The organism is Streptomyces sp. NPDC037301, assembly GCF_055602785.1.
In genome coordinates this window covers 1-1,849 of the sequence record NZ_JBVJWD010000163.1, presented here as the reverse complement: position 1 = coordinate 1,849, position 1,849 = coordinate 1, and the positions used below count along the sequence as shown (strand labels likewise).

Genomic DNA, 1,849 nt, shown 5'->3' with positions numbered 1-1,849 from the left:
CCTCGGTCGCCGCGACCGGACCCCCGATGGACACCGGCTCACCAGGACGCAGGAACGTGCCCGTCGCGCACACCGTCGTCTCCGTCGGGCCATAGAAGTTCATCAGGCGGTGGTCCACGGACCATTGGTCCGCCAGCGCGGCCGGGCAGGACTCGCCGGCCGTGATGATGACCGTTCCGGGTGCGAGTGCGTGCGCCGGGAGGGCGCCCAGCAGGGACGGCGGCACGGTGACATGGGTGACCCCGCGGGTCAGTTCGTCGTCCGGGACGACCGCCGTCAGTGCCTCGGCCCGCCCGATCCGCAGCGTGGCCCCGGCCAGCAGGGCCATCAGGATCTCCGCGACGGACGAGTCGAACCCGATCGAGGCCAACTGCAGCACTCTGCTGTCCGGCGTCACGCCCAGCGAGTCGATGTGGGAGCTGACCAGACGGGTCAGACCGGTGTGGCTGACCGCGGTGCCCTTCGGCCGGCCGGTCGAACCCGAGGTGTAGATGACGTAGCAGGTGTTGCCGGTGCGCAGCGGGGCACGGCGGTCCGCGTCGGTCACGGGCTCGGCGGAGAGGGCGCCGAGTTCCAGCGTGCCGAGCACGGTGGGGGTGACCGGGAGGTCGCGGGCGCGGGACTCGTCGTCCACCAGAAGCACGGCCGGGACGGTGTCGGCGAGCGTGAAGGCCCTGCGGGCCGTCGGGTGGGCGGGGTCGAGCGGAAGGTAGGCGCCGCCCGCCTTGACGGTGGCGAGCATGGCGACGACGAAGTCGATGCCCCGGTCCGCGCAGACCCCCACCGGGATCTCCGGGCCGACCCCGCGGCCGATCAGGTGGCGCGCCAACCGGTTGGCCCGCTCGTCCAGTTCGCGGTACGTCAGCGAGGCGCCGTCGTGTTCCAGTGCCACGCCGTCGGGGTGGTCTCGTACCTGGGCCTCGAACAGGTCGGGGAAGAGCCGCGGGGCGACCGGGGCGGAGCGGTTCCAGTCGACCAGGACGCGCTCGCGTTCAGCCTCGTGCAACACCTCGAACGAGCTCAGCGGAAGCTCCGGATCCGCGACGGCCTGGGTGAGCAGGAGAACGAGCCGCTCCCCCAGCCGCCGTGCGGACTCCGGGTCGAAGAGGTCCAGTGCGTAGCCGACACGGATGCTCGTCCCGGCATCCTCCTCCACGAACTCGAAGTCGAGGTCGAACTTGGCCGTGCCCGACTCGGCGGGAGCAGCGGCGCAGTCGGTTCCGGCCAGCGCGAGCGTGTCAACGCCGTCCGGTGTCCACGCCAGGGCGATCTGGTAGAGCGGATGGCGGGACAGGGAGCGGGTCGGCTGGAGTTCCTCGACGAGACGGTCGAAGGACAGGCCCTGATGCTCGAACGCTGCGAGGTCGGTGGTACGGACCCTCGCCAGCAGCTCCGCGAACGTGGGATCGCCGCCGGTGTCCGTGCGCAGGACGAGCGTATTGACAAAGAAGCCGACCAGGTCGGCGAGGGCGTCGTCGTCACGGCCGGACACCACGGTGCCGAGCGGGATGTCCGTTCCCGCGCCGAGCTTGGTGAGCAGCGTGGCGAGGGCCGCCTGGGCCACCATGAACACCGTCACGCCCTGTGCGCGGGCGAGATCCTGAATGGCGTCGCGCAGTTCCGGCGAGAGTGGCAGTTCGAGCTGTCCGCCCTGGTACGAGGCCTGGAGGGGCCGCGGACGGTCGGTGGGCAGGACGAGTTCCCCGGGCAGTTCGGCGAGCGTGCCACGCCAGAAGTCGAGGTCCGCCGGCTCGTCGTCGGTGCGTTCCCGCTGCCACAACGCGTAGTCGGCGTACTGGACCGGAAGCGGGGCATACGACGGAGCCCGCCCGGCACAACGGGCCGCATA

The 1,849-nt window shown here is 71.4% G+C and carries 1 protein-coding gene; it reads right to left on the bottom strand.

What is annotated here, in order from left to right; genetic code table 11:
* On the bottom strand, positions 1–1,849 hold a 1,849-nt coding region (locus tag ACZ7IB_RS49115), incomplete at both ends, for a non-ribosomal peptide synthetase (protein ID WP_470921874.1).